This is a genomic window from Protaetiibacter larvae, assembly GCF_008365275.1.
Lineage (GTDB): Bacteria > Actinomycetota > Actinomycetes > Actinomycetales > Microbacteriaceae > Homoserinibacter > Homoserinibacter larvae.
This window is the reverse complement of record NZ_CP043504.1, coordinates 2,260,652-2,275,998: the sequence shown is the minus strand read 5'-3', so window position 1 is coordinate 2,275,998 and position 15,347 is coordinate 2,260,652. Positions and strand designations below refer to the sequence as shown.

The window sequence follows — 15,347 nt, the reverse complement described above, 5'->3', positions numbered from 1 at the left end:
GAAGCGCGGTGTATCGAGATCACCTAGTCGGCGTGGAACACCTCGGGCAGCTCGTGCCACCACTCGCCGGGCGCCCGCTCGGGCACCGGACGCTGCAGCGGCTCGCACAGCTCCCACCAGCGCTGGGTCTCGGGATCCGCCGCCATCGCGGCCATGTCGGCCTCGTAGTCCTCGCCCACGTACTCGAAGTACGAGAACAGCAGCTCGCCGTAGCGGTAGATCGAGTAGTTGCGGATGTTGCTCGCGGCGATCTGAGCGACCACGCTCGCCCAGACCGCCGCGTGCAGTTCCTCGTACTCCGCGGCCCCGCCTTCGGGCAGCCCGATGACGGAGGCGACGCGGCGCATCAGCTCGTGACGGGTCGCACCCGCAGGTGGCTGACCCCGCCGTCGACGTCGAGCGCGGTGCCGGTCGTCGAGCCGGCGAGTGGGCTCGCGAGGTAGGCGATCGCGTTCGCGACCTCCTCCGGCGCCACGAGCCGCCCGATCGCCTGGCGCGCCTCGAGCGCGGCCCGCTCGGCGTCCGGGTTCTCGGCCTTCTCGAGCAGCCGGTCGACCCACGCGGTGCCGACGGTGCCGGGGCTCACGCAGTTGACGCGGATGCCTTCCCGCACGTGGTCGGTCGCCATCGCGAGGGTGAGCGCGTAGACGGCCCCCTTGGATGCCGAGTACAGCGCGCGGTCCGGCAGGCCGTTGAGCGCCGCGATCGAGCAGGTGTTGACGATCGCGGCCGCCTGCGAGGTGCGCAGCCAGGGCAGTGCGGCACGGGTGACCCGCGCGATGCCCACGACGTTGACGTCGAGCACGCGCGCCCACTCGGCGTCGTCGTTGGCCTCCACGTTGCCGATCGCGCCGATGCCGGCGTTGTTGATGACGATGTCGATGCCGCCGAGCAGTTCGGCGGCGCGGGCGACGCCCGCGTCGACGGAGGCGCGGTCGGTGACATCCGCCTGGATGCCGATGAACGGCTCGGCGACCGTGCTGACGTCGCGGTCGAACACGGCGACGCGGGCGCCGCGCTCGGCGAGCAGGGTCGCGGTCGCAAGTCCGATGCCCGCGGCACCGCCGGTGACGATCGCGGTGAGCCCCGCGAAGTCCTGGGCGCTCATGCCTGCACCAGCGTCTGACGCGCCGAGCCGAGACCTTCGATGGAGAGCTCGACCACGTCGCCCGCCCGCAGGTAGGGGTGGTCCGGCATCCCGAGGGCGACGCCCGCAGGGGTGCCCGTGTTGATGATGTCGCCGGGGCGCAGCACCATGAACTGCGAGAGGTAGCGCACCACCTCGAGCACGGGGAAGATCATGTCGGCCGTCGTGCCGTCCTGCCGGGTGATGCCGTTGACGTCGAGGCGGAGGCGCAGATTCTGCGGGTCGGCGACATCGCTCGCCGGCACGAGGTACGGCCCGAAGGGGTTGAAGGTCTCGCAGCTCTTGCCCTTGTCCCACTGGCCGCCGCGCTCGAGCTGGAACTCGCGCTCCGACACGTCGTGCGACACCGCATACCCGGCGATAACGGCACGCGCCGCGTCGTCGTCCTCCAGATAGCGCGCGGTGCTGCCGATGACCACGCCGAGCTCCACCTCCCAGTCGGTCTTCACGGAGCCCCGGGGGATGAGCACCTCGTCGAAGGCGCCCACGAGCGTCGACGGGTCCTTCATGAAGATGATCGGCTCGGCCGGGATCTCGGCGTGGGTCTCCTCCGCGTGATCGCGGTAGTTGAGGCCGATGCAGACGATCTTGCCGGGCGGGGCGACGGGCGGGCCGAAGCGCAGCGCGTCGGCGTCGCCGAGTTCCGGGAGCGTGCCCTCGGCGAGCGCGCGCTCGGCGGCGGCGAGGCCGTCGGCGGCGAGGAAGGCGCCGTCGAGGTCGGCGGTGAGGGCGCGCAGGTCGAAGCTGCGGCCGGCGTCATCGACGATGACGGGCAGCTCCTGACCGGCGGGTCCGAGGCGGGCGAATCTCATGGGTGTCCTCTCATGCGGGGAAATCGGATGCCGCGCGGGCGGCGGCGAGGCGGTCGGCGGGGATGCGGTAGACCCGCGCAGCGGTGCCGCCCCGGATGGCGTCGGTCTCGGCGGGGCTGAGCCGTGCGAGCGCCGCGTCGACGGCGGCGTGGGTTCGGGTGTACCCGCCGGCGAGCTTCGAGACGGGCCAGTCGCCGCCGAACAGCACACGGTCGACCCCGAACAGCTCGAGCGCGGTGTCGACGGCGCCCTCGACCTGTGCGTGGGTCCACGCGTCGGCGGGGCCGATCGAGGCGGTGAGCCCCGACAGCTTGGCGGCGACCCGCGGGAAGGCCGCGGCGTCGGCGAGCAGTGCGCGCCATTCGGCGAGCGTGTCGGCATCCGCGTCGATCGGCGGTTTGCCGAGGTGGTCGATCACGAGGCTGAGCTCGGGGTGACGCCGCGCCAGTTCGGGCACGAGCGCGAGCGCGGCGGGCCCCGCGGTGACGACGTCGTAGCTGAGCCGCGCCTCGGCGAGCAGCGCGAGAGAGCGCGACACCTCGGGGCGCAGGATCCAGTCGCCGTCCGCCATGTCGTGGATGAGCGCCCGGATGCCGACGATGCGCGGGTCGAGGCCGGCGTCGAGACGTCGCGCGACCTCGTCGGGCCGATCGAGGGGCAGCCAGCCGACGATGCCGACGACCCGCGGTTCCGTGTCGGCCACGGCGAGCATGTGCGCGGTGTCGGCGTCGTTGTCGGCCGCCTGCACGAGCACGATGCCCGCGATGCGGGCCGCGTCGAGGCTCGGCAGCAGCTCCCCGAGCTGGTGGTCGCGGTCGAGCGGTGCGAGTCCGGGGCCGAGCCACGGGTACTCGGCGGCGGCGAGATCCCACACGTGGACGTGGGCGTCGGTGCGGGTCATGCCCGTCCTGCGGGGTCGGTGGCGAGGCCCAGCTCGGCGAGCTCCGTCCACAGTTCCTCGGGGATCTCCTGGGTGGCGCGCGCGACGTTCTCACGCACCTGCTCGGCGGTGCGCATCCCGAGCACGACCGAGACGACGGACGGCGCCCGCAGCGGGTAGGCGACGGCGGCCGCCGGGAGGCTGACCCCGTGGCGCTCGCACACCTCGGCGATCCGGCCCGCACGCTCGATGAGTTCCCGCGAGGCGGGTGCGTAGTTGAAGTGCGCGTCGGGGGTGGGGCGATCGGTGGAGAGGATGCCGGAGTTGTAGACGCCGACCGCGATGACGCCGACCCCGTGCTGCACGGTGAGCGGGATGAGCTCGTCGAGCGCGTCCGGGTCGAGCAGGGTGAGCCGCCCGGCGAGCATGACGAGGTCGAGTTCGCCGCGGCGCACGAACTCGGCGAGCATGGCGCTCTGGTTCATGCCGGCGCCGATCGCCCGGACGACTCCCTGCTCGCGCAGCTCGACGAGGGCCTGCACGCCGGTGGTCGATGCGGCCTCCCAGTGGTCGTCGGGGTCGTGCAGGTAGGCGATGTCGACGTGGTCGAGGCCGAGCCGGGTGAGGCTCTCGTCGAGGGAGCGCCACACGCCGTCCCGGCTGAAGTCCCACTCGCGGCGACGGTCGGCGGGCACGGCGAAACCCTGGTCGTCCTGACGATCGGCGGTCTCGGGGCTCGGCACGATGAGCCGACCCACCTTGGTGGAGACCAGGTACTCCTCGCGCGGGTAGTCGCGCAGGACCTCGCCCAGTCGCTCCTCCGAGAGCCCGAGCCCGTAGTGCGGTGCGGTGTCGAAGTAGCGGATGCCCGCATCCCAGGCGGCGGCGACCGCGTCCCGGGTCGTTTCGAGGTCGGTTTCGCGGTACAGGTTGCCGAATTGGGCCGCTCCCAGGCCGAGCCGGCTGATCGCCAGATCGCGGGGAGCGGGGTGCGTCGTGATCACGCCGTCGTGTTGGTGCACGGGTGGCAGGTTAGATCAATACATCCGAGAACTCCACTCGTTCCGCGGGGAAATCTCATTCGGAGCGGCGAATTGACATCCCAGACATCTGATGTTTAGTCTTCAGCGACGACCAAGGGAGGTCACGTGAGCACGATCGTCGGGATCGAGACCGCAGACATCCGATTTCCGACGTCGACCATGCTGGATGGTTCCGACGCGATGAATCCGGATCCGGACTATTCGGCCGCCTACCTGCGGGTGGCGACGGATGCGTCCGACGGCCTGGAGGGCCACGGTTTCGTGTTCACGATCGGCCGCGGCAACGACGTGCAGCTCGTCGCGATCCGCGACCTCGGCCTGCAGCTCATCGGGCGCGACGTCGAGGAGATCCTCGACGACATGGGCGCCTTCAGCCGCTCGCTCGTCTACGACTCGCAGCTGCGCTGGCTCGGCCCCGAGAAGGGCATCATGCACATGGCGATCGGCGCCGTCGTCAACGCCATGTGGGACCTCAAGGCCAAGCGCGCCGGCCTGCCGCTGTGGCAGCTGCTGGGACGGATGAGCCCCGAGGAGCTCGTCTCGCTCGTCGACTTCCGCTACCTGAGCGACGCGCTCACCCCCGAGGAGGCGCTCGAGATCCTGCGTCGCGCCGAGCCCGGCCGCGCCGCCCGCGAGGCAGCCTTGCTGGCCAGCGGGTATCCCGCCTACACGACCACCCCCGGCTGGCTCGGCTACGACGACGCCAAGCTCGTGCGTCTCTCGCACGAGGCCGTCGCGAGCGGCTTCCGTCAGATCAAGCTCAAGGTCGGCGGCGACGTCGCCGACGACGTGCGCCGGCTCGCGCTCGCCCGCGAGGCGGTCGGTCCCGACATCCGGATCGCGGTCGACGCGAACCAGCGCTGGGATGTCGCGGCCGCGATCGACTGGATGAGCGAGCTCGCCCCCTACGACGTGGCCTGGATCGAGGAGCCCACCAACCCCGACGACGTTCTCGGGCATGCCGCCATCGCGCGCGGTGTCGCGCCGATCCCGGTGGCGACCGGCGAGCACATGGCGAACCGCGTCATGTTCAAGCAGTTCCTGCAGGCGGATGCCGCCCAGATCGTGCAGATCGACGCGACGCGCGTCGCAGGCGTCAACGAGAACATCGCGATCCTGCTGCTCGCCGCCAAGTTCGGCGTCCCGGTGTGCCCGCACGCGGGCGGCGTGGGGCTGTGCGAGGTCGTCCAGCACCTGTCCATGTTCGACGTCGTGGCCGTGTCAGGCTCGGAGGATGGGCGCTACATCGAGTTCGTCGACCACCTGCACGAGCACTTCGTCACCCCCGTCGTCATCGAGGGCGGACGCTATCTCGCGCCGCTCACGCCGGGCAGCGGCGCCGAGATGCTCGCCGCCAGCCGCGAGCACTACTCCGTCACGGCAGCGGATCGGGTGACCGCGTGACCAGAGCACCCCTTCTCGAGATCCGCGGAGCCCGCAAGGGCTTCCCGGGGGTCCAGGCGCTCGACGGCGTCGACCTCGAGCTGCGGTTCGGCGAGGTGCTCGCCGTCGTCGGTGAGAACGGCGCGGGCAAGTCGACCCTCATGAAGCTGCTCTCGGGCATCTACACGCCCGACGAGGGCGAGTTCCTGCTCGACGGGGTCCCCTTCGCGCCCGCCTCGCCGCGGCACGCGCAGGAGCTGGGGATCTCGATCATCCACCAGGAGTTCAACCTCATGCCCGACCTCACGGTCGCGCAGAACATCTTCATCGGGCGCGAGCAGCGCACCGCGGGCATCTTCCAGTCGGATCGGGTGCTCAACCGCCGTGCCGCGGAGCTCTTCGAACGGCTCGGCCTCTCGCTCGACCCGCGCACGCGCGTCGGCGAGCTGACGGTCGCGCGCCAGCAGATGGTGGAGATCGCGAAGGCCCTCAGCTATCAGGCGCGCGTGCTCATCATGGACGAGCCGACCGCCGCCCTCAACGACGCCGAGGTGGAGACCCTGTTCGGCCTCATCCGCCGGTTCACGACGGACCAGACGGGCGTCATCTACATCTCGCACCGCATGCACGAGCTCGACCAGATCAGCGACCGCGTGACGGTGCTGCGCGACGGACGCTACGTCGACACCCTCCCCACGAAGGGCACCCCCAGTTCGCAGATCATCTCGCTCATGGTCGGCCGCGAGCTCTCGGGCGAGCAGCGCCCCACGACCGTGGTCCCCGCAGGCGAGCCGGCGCTCGAGGTCCGCGGCCTCAGCACGCGGGCGCTGCTCGACGACGTGAGCTTCTCGGTGCGTCGCGGCGAGATCCTCGGCTTCGCGGGTCTCATGGGCGCCGGACGCACCGAGGTCGCGCGGGCGATCGTTGGGGCCGACCGGAAGGACGCCGGCGAGATCCTCGTGGGCGGGGTGCCGGTGTCGATCCGCAACCCCGCGGAGGCCGCGCGTCTCGGCATCGGCTACCTCTCCGAGGACCGCAAGCAGCTCGGTGTGCTGCTCGACCGCGACGTGCGCGAGAACATCGTGCTCTCGGCGCTCGCCGGCTACGCCAACCGCCTCGGCTTCATGGACGACCGCCGCATCGAGCAGACCGGTCGCGAGTACGTCTCCCGCCTGCGCATCAAGACGCCGTCCACGACGCAGCTCGTGCGCAACCTCTCCGGCGGCAACCAGCAGAAGACGGTCATCGCGAAATGGCTCGTCCGCGACTGCGACGTGCTCATCTTCGACGAGCCGACCCGAGGCATCGACGTGGGGGCGAAAGAGGAGATCTACGGGCTCCTGAACGAGCTCGCCGCCCAGGGCAAGGCGATCATCATGATCTCCTCCGAACTGCCCGAGGTGCTGCGGCTCTCCCACCGCATCGCGGTGATGGCCGAGGGCCGCCTGACCGCCATCCTCGACAACGTCGACGCCACGCAGGAGAACATCATGCACCACGCCACCCGCTTCAGCGCCGAAGGGACCATCGCATCGTGACCACGACCCCATCCCAGGTCTCGCAGCCGGCGACCGCCGACTCCGGACAGGCGCGCACGCGCCTCGCCGGACTGCGCGGGTCGCTGCAGCAACTGCTCGCCTTCGCGAGCCTGCTGCTCATCGTGCTGTTCTTCTCGCTCGCGAGCGAGCACTTCTTCACGGTCAACAACCTCGTGTCGATCCTGACCGCCGCGACCGTGACCGGCATGCTCGCCCTCGGCACGACCTTCGTCATCATCACGGGCGGCATCGACCTCTCGATCGGCACCGGCATGGTGCTGTGCGGCGTCATGACGGGCGTGTTCCTCACCTACTGGGGTTGGCCGATCTGGGCGGGCGTCATCGGCGCCGTGCTGTTCGGCGGCCTCATCGGTCTCATCAACGGCGTCAACGTGTCGATCCTCGGACTGCCGCCGTTCATCGCCACCCTCGCGATGATGCTCGTCTCGGCCGGGCTCTCGCTCGTCATCGCGGGCACCAAGCCGATCTACTTCCCGAACCACCCCGACTTCGCCAACATCATGAACCTGTCGATCATCCCGGGCGGACGCTTCCCGCTCGGTGTCGCGATCTTCATCGTCATGATCGTCGTCGCGGCGGTGCTGCTGTCGCGCACCATCGTGGGGCGCTACGCCTTCTCGATCGGCAGCAACGAGGCCGCCACGGCGCTCTCGGGCCTCAACGTGCGGCGCTGGAAGATCATCATCTACACGCTCTCGGGCCTCTTCGTCGGCCTCGCCGGCGTGCTGTCCGCCTCGCGCCTCAGCTCGGCCCAGCCGACCGGCGGCATGGGCCTCGAGCTCGAGGCCATCGCGGCGGTCGTCATCGGCGGCACCTCGCTGCAGGGCGGCAAGGGATCCATCATCGGCACCGTCATCGGCGCGCTCATCATGGCCGTGCTGACCAACGGCCTGCGGATCATCTCCGTCCCGCAGGAGTGGCAGTCGGTCGCCGTCGGCTGCGTCATCCTCGTCGCCGTCTACCTCGACATGCTGCGTCGTCGCCGCAGCGGATCCTGAGCCTCACCGTCCCGTAGTCCTGCACCACCTCCTCACCACCCAACCCAACGCACCACCCAACCGACCAAGAAAGGTCACCACTCCCATGAAGAAGAGATTGTTGACGGGCATCGTCGCCGCGGCGGCGTTCTCGCTCGCGCTCAGCGGTTGCGCCAACGATGGCGGCAACGGCGGTGGCGCCAGCTCCGATCCCGACAAGAAGCCCTACATCGCGATCATCTCCAAGGGCTTCCAGCACCAGTTCTGGCAGGCCGTCAAGGCGGGTGCCGAGCAGGCCGCCGAGGAGTTCGACGTCGAGATCAGCTTCGAGGGTCCCGACACCGAGGCCGACGTCGACCAGCAGATCCAGCAGCTGCAGACGGCGCTCGACAAGGGTCCCGCCGCGATCGGCTTCGCCGCGCTCGACAGCCAGGCCGCCGGCCCGCTGCTGCAGCAGGCGAAGGACGCCAACATCCCGGTCATCGCCTTCGACTCGGGTGTCGACAGCGACATCCCGATCACGACCGCCGCGACCGACAACCTCGCCGCCGCGGCCGAGGCCGCCAAGCACATGGCCGAGGCGATCGGCCACGAGGGCAAGATCGCGCTCGTCGTCCACGACCAGACCAGCCTCACCGGCCAGCAGCGTCGTGACGGTTTCGTGAGCTATATCGAGGACAACGAGCCGAACATCGAGATCGTCGACATCCAGTACGGCGGCGGCGACCAGGCCAAGTCGGCCGACATCGCGAAGTCGATCCTCGCGGCGAACCCCGACCTCAAGGGCATCTACGGCTCGAACGAGGGCTCGGCCATCGGTGTCGTGCAGGGCGTCAAGGAGCTCGGCATCTCGCCCGAGGCGCTCACCGTCATCGGCTTCGACTCCGGTCAGGCTCAGATGGACGCCATCCGCTCCGGCCTGATGCTCGGCGCGATCACCCAGAACCCGGTCGGCATCGGCTACGAGACCGTCAAGGCCGCCGTCGACGCCATCAACGGCCGCTCGGTTCCGAAGTCGATCGACACCGGCTTCTACTGGTACGACAAGAACAACATCGACGACCCGAAGATCCAGGCCGTCCTCTACAAGTAACACCCAGGGATGACGAGACCCCCCGGCAGGTTCCGCCGGGGGGTCTTCGTCGTTCCGGGGGAGCGGGGTTCACTCCTCGGCGGGCTCGACCGCGTCGGCCTCGGCCGGCTCCAGCTCGTCCTCCGCCCAGCTCGCGAGCCACTGCTCGACGCCGGCGATGTGCACGTGGGCGAGGCTCGCCGCGAGGCGCGCGTCGCGTCGCTCCAGCGCGGCCACGAGGCTCTCGTGCTCGGCGAGGGTGCGCGCGACGGCGTTCTCCTGCGTGAGGCCGCGCCAGATCCGGGCGCGCACCGTGTGGCTCGAGAGGGACTCGAGCAGCGTCGCCAGATAGCCGTTCCCGGCGGCCTGCACGATCGCCTGGTGGAACTCCAGGTCGTGGGCCACGAGACCCTCGATGTCGGTCGAGTCGTCGACCGACGCCGTGAGGGAGCGCAGGTGGGCGATCGTGTCCTCGTCGATGCGGGCCGCCGCCATCGCGACGGCCTCGGACTCCAGGATGCGGCGCACCGCGAACATCTCGAGGATCGAGTCGTCGCTGTGCAGGTCGATCACGAACGACAGGGCCTCCAGCAGCAGGCGCGGTTCGAGGCTCGTGACATAGGTGCCGTCGCCTTGGCGCACATCCAGCACCCGGATCACCTCGAGCGCCTTCACGGCCTCGCGCATCGAGCTGCGCGAGAGCCCGAGGCGCTCGCTCAGCTCCTTCTCGGGGGGAAGGCGCATCCCCGGCGCGAGCTCGCCGTTCAGGATCATCTCGCGGATCCGGAGGATCGCGCTGTCGGTCACCGCCATGGTGGTCTCCTCCGGGATCCGCGATCGACTACAGCTGCAGCGCGGCCGCGATGAGCGCGGTCTGCTCGGCGGCGCTGCGCTTCGTGGACCCCGTCGCGGGCGACGCCGAGGCCGGGCGCGAGGAGCGCAGCAGCGCGCGCCCGCCGAGCAGCGGCGTCAGCTCGATCGTGATGAACGGCCAGGCGCCCTGGTTCGCCGGTTCGTCCTGCACCCACATCACCTCGGCGTTCGGGTAGCGCGCGAGCACCGTCAGCAGCTCGGCCGCGGGGAGAGGCGCGAACTGCTCGAGGCGCACGAGGGCGAACGAGGTGGCGTCGTCGCGCTTCTCGAGCTCGTTCAGCAGGTCGTAATGGATCTTGCCCGAGTGCAGCAGCACGCGCTTGACGGCCGCGGGATCGACGGTGCCGTTCGCGCCGGTCCGGGCGTCGTCGATGACGGGCTCGAAACGGCCGCTCGTGAAGTCCGCGACCTCGCTCGTCGCACCGCGGAGACGCAGCATCGACTTCGGGGTGAACACCACGAGCGGTCGGCGCGGGCGCGCGTAGGCCTGGCGGCGCAGCAGGTGGAAGTAGGACGCCGGCGTCGAGGGACGTGCGATCGTCATGTTGTTCTCGGCGAACAGCTGCAGGTAGCGCTCGATGCGTGCCGAGGAGTGGTCGGGTCCCTGGCCCTCGTAGCCGTGCGGCAGCAGCAGGACGACGCTCGAACGCTGGCCCCACTTCTGCTCGGCGCTCGAGATGAACTCGTCGATCACCGTCTGGGCGCCGTTGGCGAAGTCGCCGAACTGGGCCTCCCACAGCACGAGCGCTTCGGGGCGCTCCACCGAGTAGCCGTACTCGAAGGCGAGGGCCGCGTACTCGGACAGCAGCGAGTCGTAGATCGCGAAACGCGCCTGGTTGTCGGCGAGGTTGCCGAGCGGCAGCCACTCCTGCCCGTTCTCGCGGTCGTGGAAGACCGCGTGACGCGACACGAAGGTGCCGCGGCGGGCGTCCTGTCCCACGAGCCGCACCGGGGTGCCCTCGAGCAGCAGCGACCCGAGGCCGATGAGCTCGCCGAAGCCCCAGTCGATCGAGCCGTTGCGGCTCATGTCGAAGCGCTTGTTGAGCAGCTGCTGCAGCTTGGGGTGCACCGAGAACCCGGCGGGCGGGTTGGCGTGCGCGTCGCCGACGAGCTCCACGACGCTCACGTCGACGCCGGTCGTCGCGGGCTCGCCCACGGCGTCGTCGTCGCGCTGCTGCGCTTCCGGCCGCTCGAGGTCGGCCACCGGCTGCTGGTCGTGGGCGACCACCGGGATCGAGCCGGTCTGGGCGGCGTGCGTCTCCGCGAAGGCGCGCTCGAGGCGCTCCTGGAAGTCGCGTTGCGCCTCGACGAACTCCTCCTGGGTGATGTCGCCGCGGCCGACGAGCGCCTCCGTGTAGAGGGTGCGGACGCTGCGCTTGGCCTCGATGAGGTTGTACATGAGCGGTTGCGTCATCGAGGGGTCGTCGCCCTCGTTGTGACCGCGGCGGCGGTAGCAGACGAGGTCGATCACGACGTCGCGCTTGAACTCCTGGCGGTAGGCGAAGGCGTGCTCCGCGACGCGGGCCACGGCCTCCGGGTCGTCGCCGTTCACATGGAACACCGGCGCCTGGATGGTCTTGGCGACATCCGTCGAGTACACCGAGCTGCGCGCATCCTGCGGCGTCGTGGTGAATCCGACCTGGTTGTTGATCACGATGTGGATCGTGCCGCCCGTCTTGTAGGCGCGCAGCTGCGACATCTGCAGGGTCTCGACGACGACACCCTGGCCGGCCATCGAGGCGTCGCCGTGGATGAGGATCGGCAGCGTGCCGAACTGCGCATCCGCGGTGCGATCCTGCTTGGCGCGCACGATGCCCTCGAGCACGCCGTTGACCGCCTCGAGGTGCGAGGGGTTGGCGGCCAGGTAGACCGGCACCTCCTTGCCGGTGGCGGCCGTGAAGGTGCCCTCGGTGCCGAGGTGGTACTTGACGTCACCCGATCCCTGCACGGTCTTCGGGTCCTGGGTGCCTTCGAACTCGCGGAAGATCTGACCGTAGGTCTTGCCCGCGATGTTGGTGAGCACGTTGAGACGGCCGCGGTGCGCCATGCCGATCGCGACCTCGTCGAGGCCCGCCTCGGCGGCGCCCTGCAGGATCTCGTCGAGCAGCGCGATCGTCGACTCGCCGCCCTCCAGGCTGAAGCGCTTCTGTCCGACGTACTTGGTCTGCAGGAAGGTCTCGAAGGCCTCGGCCTCGTTGAGCTTGCCCAGCACGCGCAACTGCTCGTCGTGGGTGGGCTTGACGTACGGCTTCTCGAGGCGGTCCTGGAACCAGGCGCGCTGCGCCGGATCCTGGATGTGCATGTACTCGATGCCGGTCGTGCGGCAGTAGGAGTCGCGCAGCACGCCGAGGATGTCGCGCAGCAGGGCGCTGCGCTTGCCGCCGAAGCCGCCCGTCACGAACTCGCGGTCGAGATCCCAGAAGGTGAGGCCGTGGCTCGCGATGTCGAGATCCGGGTGGCTGCGCTGACGGTACTCGAGCGGGTCGATGTCGGCCATGAGGTGGCCGCGCACGCGGAAGGCGTTGATGAGCTCCTGCACGCGCGCGGTCTTGGAGACGCGCTCCGACAGGTCGACGTTGATGTCCTCCGCCCAGTGGATGGGGTCGTAGGGGATGCGCAGCGCCGCGAAGATGTCCTCGTAGAAGTGCCGCTCGCCGATGAGCAGCTCATGGATCTTCTTGAGGAACTCGCCCGAGCCTGCGCCCTGGATGACGCGGTGGTCGTAGGTGCTCGTGAGGGTGATCGTCTTGCCGATGCCCAGATCCGACAGGGTCTTGGGGGAGGCCCCCTGGAACGCCGCCGGGTACTCGAGGGCGCCCGCGCCCACGATGCAGCCCTGGCCGCGCATGAGGCGCGGGACCGAGTGCTCGGTGCCGATCCCGCCCGGGTTGGTGAGCGAGATGGTGACGCCCTGGAAGTCGGCGGCGGTCAGCTTGTTGGTGCGCGCGCGGGCCACGACATCCTCGTAGGCGGCGAGGAACTCCGCGAAGTTGAGGGTGTCGGTGCGCTTGATGCCGGGCACCAGGAGCGAACGCGTGCCATCGGGCTTCGGGAGGTCGATCGCGATGCCGAGCGTGATGTGCGCGGGCGAGACGACCGTGGGCTTCCCGTCGTCTTCGCGGTAGAAGACGTTCTGGCTCGGGAACTCCTTGAGGGTCTGCACCATGGCCCAGGCGATGAGGTGCGTGAACGACACCTTGCCGCCGCGCGCACGGCGCAGGTGGTTGTTGATGACGATGCGGTTGTCGATCATGAGCTTCGCCGGGACGGTGCGCACGCTCGTCGCGGTCGGCACCGAGATGCTCTGATCCATGTTGGTGGCGAGGGTCTTCGACATCCCCTTGAGGACGGTGACCGACTCCTCCGCCTCTGCGGCGACGGTGGGCGTGGAGGCGGTCGTGGGCGCCTCGGCGGGGATCGGCTGCGGCTTCGCGGGGGCCGAGGTGGTGCGCGCGATCGGGGTGGTCGGCGGGGCCGTCTCGGTGAGGGGCGCGGGCGCAGCGGCCGGGGCCGGGGCGGCGGCGGGTTCCGCCGCGGTGGCGGGGACCTCGGCGGCCGGTGTCTCTGTGACCGATGCCTCGGCGACCGGTGTCTCGACGGCCGGTGCCTCGACGACCGGGATCACCGTGGTCGGCGTCGGGTCGTCGACGGGTCGGTACGACTCGAGGATCGGCCACCAGCTCTTGTCGACCGACTCCTTGTCGGCGAGGTACCGCTCGTACATCTCGTCGACGAGCCATTCGTTGGCTCCGAACTCTCCCGAGGCGTTCTCCTCGGGTGTCACACCTGTGACGGGGTTGGACACGGCCGACCGCCCACTCTCACTCTTCGTCGGTGCCAGGGATCCGGGCGATCCCCACTGGTCACACCGACGACAAGCTTAACCCGGTGCGGCGCCCCCGTGTGGACGCGAAAGGCCGAACGGCGCACCTCGCGTGCGGCTGCGCACCCGACGGCCTAGCGTGGAGCCATGCGCTTCTCCGGACAGGTGCCCGCCCACGACCTGACGTACTCGGATGTCTTCCTCATCCCCAGCAGATCCGCCGTGACGAGCCGGCTCGCCGTGGATCTCGCGCCGACGGACGGCACCGGTGCGACCATCCCGATCGTGGCCGCCAACATGAACTCGGTGACCGGTCCGCGGCTCGCCGCGAGCCTCGCGCGCCGCGGCGGCCTCGGCGTGCTCCCGCAGGATCTGCCGTTGCAGGAGCTGGATGCCGCGATCCGCTGGGTGAAGCAGCAGCCGGTCGCCTGGGATGCTCCGATCGAGCTGTCGGCCGACGCGAGCGTCGCGGACGCCCTACGGGTGCTTCCCGCGAGCGCGGGCGGACTCATCGTGCTGCGCGACGCCGACGGTGCCGAGGCCGGTGCGGTGTCGGCGTCACGACTCGCGACCGCGCTTCCCGACGCCCGGCTGGGGGATCTCGTCCACGGGACGGTCGCCTCGCTCGACGCCGACGACCTGACCGGCGCACGCGCGGCGTTCGACCTGCTCGTCGACGCCGGGATCGACGCGGCTCTCGTGCGCCACCACGGCCACCTCGTCGGCGCGGTGACGCGTCGCGGGGCGCTGCGTTCCACGATCTACGCGCCGGCCGTCGACGCCGGCGGTCGCCTTCGCGTGGCGGCGGCGGTCGGCATCAACGGCGACGTCGCCGCGAAGGCGCGTGCGCTCGCCGAGGCGGGCGTCGATGTGCTCGTGGTCGACACCGCGCACGGGCACCAGGAGGGCATGCTCGCGGCGATCCGCGCGGTCGCGGGCCTCGGCCTCGGGCTGCCGATCGTGGCGGGCAACGTCGTGACCGCCGACGGGGTGCGCGATCTCGTCGAGGCCGGGGCGTCGATCCTCAAGGTCGGTGTGGGGCCGGGTGCGATGTGCACGACGCGCATGATGACCGCCGTCGGGCGGCCGCAGTTCTCGGCCGTGCTCGAGACGGCGGGGGCGGCGCGCGAGCTGGGCGCCCACGTCTGGGCCGACGGCGGCGTCCGGTATCCCCGGGATGTGGCGCTCGCGCTCGCGGCGGGTGCGGCGTCGGTGATGATCGGCTCGTGGTTCGCGGGCACCATCGAGTCGCCCGGACTGCTCGAGCGGGATGCGGATGGCCGGCTCTACAAGGAGAGCTGGGGCATGGCCTCCACGAAGGCGGTTCAGGAGCGGTTCGGTCGCCTCGACCCCTATGAGCTCGCCCGGAAGGAGCTGTTCGCGGAGGGCATCTCGAGCTCGCGCATCTACCTCGACGCGAACCGCCCGTCCCTCGAGGATCTGCTCGACATGATCACCTCCGGGGTGCGCAGCTCCTTCACCTACTCGGGTGCGGCCTCGCTGCCGGAGTTCCAGGAGCGCGCCGTGGTCGGCTTCCAGTCGGCCGCGGGCTACGAGGAGGGCAAGGCTCTGCCCGTGAGCTGGTGACGCCTCCCGTCGCCCGGTGCGCCCGCCCCCTCCGACTCGCCCTGTTTGCCTCACGCTGCAGCGCTGGGGTGCGCGCTCCCGAGATCCCGGCCGCGTCGTGCTCACTACGGGCGCGTGAACCGGCCGCGCGTCGCGGAATGCCTCCTGGGGTGTTGCGACCCGCTCCGCCGTGCGCACGACGAGCTCGCGGT

Annotated in this window: 12 protein-coding genes; 5 read left to right on the top strand and 7 right to left on the bottom strand. The window is 70.3% G+C overall.

What is annotated here, in order from left to right:
- Nucleotides 1–23: 23 nt before the first annotated feature.
- Genes FLP23_RS10715 through FLP23_RS10695 form a run of 5 tightly spaced genes read right to left on the bottom strand, consistent with a single transcriptional unit; the run spans nucleotide 24 to nucleotide 3,861 of the window.
- Entirely contained in the window at nucleotides 24–347 is a 324-nt protein-coding gene (locus FLP23_RS10715) for an L-rhamnose mutarotase (protein ID WP_149325853.1), read from the bottom strand.
- Nucleotides 347–1,108: an SDR family NAD(P)-dependent oxidoreductase gene (locus tag FLP23_RS10710; protein ID WP_149325852.1), complete on the bottom strand. Its 762-nt coding sequence runs from the start codon at nucleotides 1,106–1,108 to the stop codon at nucleotides 347–349. Before FLP23_RS10710 ends, FLP23_RS10715 begins: the two co-directional genes overlap by 1 nt.
- Nucleotides 1,105–1,959, bottom strand: a complete 855-nt coding sequence (locus FLP23_RS10705) for a fumarylacetoacetate hydrolase family protein (protein WP_149325851.1) — start codon at nucleotides 1,957–1,959, stop codon at nucleotides 1,105–1,107. The genes FLP23_RS10710 and FLP23_RS10705 overlap by 4 nt, the downstream gene beginning before the upstream one ends.
- Nucleotides 1,960–1,969: 10 nt before the next feature.
- Nucleotides 1,970–2,860 (bottom strand): amidohydrolase family protein, encoded by an 891-nt coding sequence (locus tag FLP23_RS10700; protein ID WP_149325850.1) that lies wholly within the window; start codon nucleotides 2,858–2,860, stop codon nucleotides 1,970–1,972.
- Nucleotides 2,857–3,861: an aldo/keto reductase gene (locus FLP23_RS10695; protein ID WP_246139969.1), complete on the bottom strand. Its 1,005-nt coding sequence runs from the start codon at nucleotides 3,859–3,861 to the stop codon at nucleotides 2,857–2,859. Before FLP23_RS10695 ends, FLP23_RS10700 begins: the two co-directional genes overlap by 4 nt.
- Before the next feature lie 126 nt (nucleotides 3,862–3,987).
- Between FLP23_RS10695 and FLP23_RS10690 the strand changes: the two genes are divergently transcribed.
- The 4 genes from FLP23_RS10690 to FLP23_RS10675 all read left to right on the top strand — a co-directional run bounded on the left by FLP23_RS10690 (nucleotide 3,988) and on the right by FLP23_RS10675 (nucleotide 8,894).
- Nucleotides 3,988–5,286 carry an enolase C-terminal domain-like protein gene (locus tag FLP23_RS10690; RefSeq protein ID WP_149325849.1) on the top strand — a complete coding sequence of 433 codons (1,299 nt, stop codon included), beginning with the start codon at nucleotides 3,988–3,990 and terminating at the stop codon, nucleotides 5,284–5,286.
- Complete coding sequence (locus tag FLP23_RS10685) at nucleotides 5,283–6,803, top strand: sugar ABC transporter ATP-binding protein (RefSeq protein WP_149325848.1); 1,521 nt, start codon at nucleotides 5,283–5,285, stop codon at nucleotides 6,801–6,803. The genes FLP23_RS10690 and FLP23_RS10685 overlap by 4 nt, the downstream gene beginning before the upstream one ends.
- The gene (locus FLP23_RS10680) at nucleotides 6,800–7,822 is read left to right on the top strand and encodes an ABC transporter permease (protein ID WP_149325847.1); all 1,023 of its coding nucleotides are present in this window, start codon (nucleotides 6,800–6,802) and stop codon (nucleotides 7,820–7,822) included. The genes FLP23_RS10685 and FLP23_RS10680 overlap by 4 nt, the downstream gene beginning before the upstream one ends.
- A gap of 85 nt (nucleotides 7,823–7,907) precedes the next feature.
- Nucleotides 7,908–8,894, top strand: a complete 987-nt coding sequence (locus FLP23_RS10675) for an ABC transporter substrate-binding protein (RefSeq protein WP_149325846.1) — start codon at nucleotides 7,908–7,910, stop codon at nucleotides 8,892–8,894.
- A gap of 69 nt (nucleotides 8,895–8,963) precedes the next feature.
- Here the strand turns inward: FLP23_RS10675 and FLP23_RS10670 are convergent, their stop codons facing one another.
- Both FLP23_RS10670 and FLP23_RS10665 read right to left on the bottom strand, forming a co-directional pair.
- The gene (locus tag FLP23_RS10670) at nucleotides 8,964–9,686 is read right to left on the bottom strand and encodes a FadR/GntR family transcriptional regulator (protein ID WP_149325845.1); all 723 of its coding nucleotides are present in this window, start codon (nucleotides 9,684–9,686) and stop codon (nucleotides 8,964–8,966) included.
- A gap of 28 nt (nucleotides 9,687–9,714) precedes the next feature.
- Nucleotides 9,715–13,551, bottom strand: a complete 3,837-nt coding sequence (locus FLP23_RS10665; RefSeq protein WP_149325844.1) for a multifunctional oxoglutarate decarboxylase/oxoglutarate dehydrogenase thiamine pyrophosphate-binding subunit/dihydrolipoyllysine-residue succinyltransferase subunit — start codon at nucleotides 13,549–13,551, stop codon at nucleotides 9,715–9,717.
- Nucleotides 13,552–13,716: 165 nt separating this feature from the next.
- Between FLP23_RS10665 and guaB1 the strand changes: the two genes are divergently transcribed.
- Nucleotides 13,717–15,156: a GMP reductase gene (gene guaB1 / locus FLP23_RS10660; protein ID WP_149325843.1), complete on the top strand. Its 1,440-nt coding sequence runs from the start codon at nucleotides 13,717–13,719 to the stop codon at nucleotides 15,154–15,156.
- The last annotated feature ends 191 nt before the right edge of the window (nucleotides 15,157–15,347 follow it).

What these genes read in the sequence shown, in the direction of transcription:
- FLP23_RS10700 (WP_149325850.1), bottom strand. Translation starts at nt 2,860, where the DNA reads ATGACCCGCACCGACGCCCACGTCCACGTGTGGGATCTCGCCGCCGCC.
- FLP23_RS10705 (WP_149325851.1), bottom strand. Translation starts at nt 1,959, where the DNA reads ATGAGATTCGCCCGCCTCGGACCCGCCGGTCAGGAGCTGCCCGTCATC.
- guaB1 (WP_149325843.1), top strand. Translation starts at nt 13,717, where the DNA reads ATGCGCTTCTCCGGACAGGTGCCCGCCCACGACCTGACGTACTCGGAT.
- FLP23_RS10670 (WP_149325845.1), bottom strand. Translation starts at nt 9,686, where the DNA reads ATGGCGGTGACCGACAGCGCGATCCTCCGGATCCGCGAGATGATCCTG.
- FLP23_RS10715 (WP_149325853.1), bottom strand. Translation starts at nt 347, where the DNA reads ATGCGCCGCGTCGCCTCCGTCATCGGGCTGCCCGAAGGCGGGGCCGCG.
- FLP23_RS10675 (WP_149325846.1), top strand. Translation starts at nt 7,908, where the DNA reads ATGAAGAAGAGATTGTTGACGGGCATCGTCGCCGCGGCGGCGTTCTCG.
- FLP23_RS10710 (WP_149325852.1), bottom strand. Translation starts at nt 1,108, where the DNA reads ATGAGCGCCCAGGACTTCGCGGGGCTCACCGCGATCGTCACCGGCGGT.